This is a genomic window from Pseudomonas brassicacearum (assembly GCF_003732265.1).
GTDB lineage: Bacteria > Pseudomonadota > Gammaproteobacteria > Pseudomonadales > Pseudomonadaceae > Aquipseudomonas > Aquipseudomonas brassicacearum_D.
In genome coordinates, this window is record NZ_MOBK01000389.1 from 1 (window position 1) to 299 (window position 299).

General features: G+C 55.2%; 1 protein-coding gene. It reads left to right on the top strand.

Annotated elements, in window-relative coordinates; all coding sequences use genetic code 11:
- A partial coding sequence (locus BK660_RS31870) for a transposase (protein ID WP_185045354.1) occupies nt 1-299 on the top strand: 299 nt, incomplete at both ends.

A 299-nucleotide genomic window follows, 5' to 3' on the forward strand; every position in this document is an offset into this window, starting at 1 on the left:
GAGATCCGTGCGTTTCTTTCCGAGCAGTACGGTACGGACGTTTCCCCCGACTTCATCAGCTCCGTAACCGACGAGGTCATGGCAGAGATCGGTGCATGGCAACAGCGGCCTTTGGAGCCGATGTATCCGGTTATTTTCTTCGATGCTCTGCGGGTCAAAATCCGCGAAGAGGGGCTGGTTCGCAACAAGGCGATCTACTTGGCCCTGGGGGTTTTGCCTGACGGAACACGCGATATTCTCGGCATTTGGATCGAACCTACCGAGGGCGCCAAATTCTGGATGAAGGTTTTCAACGACCT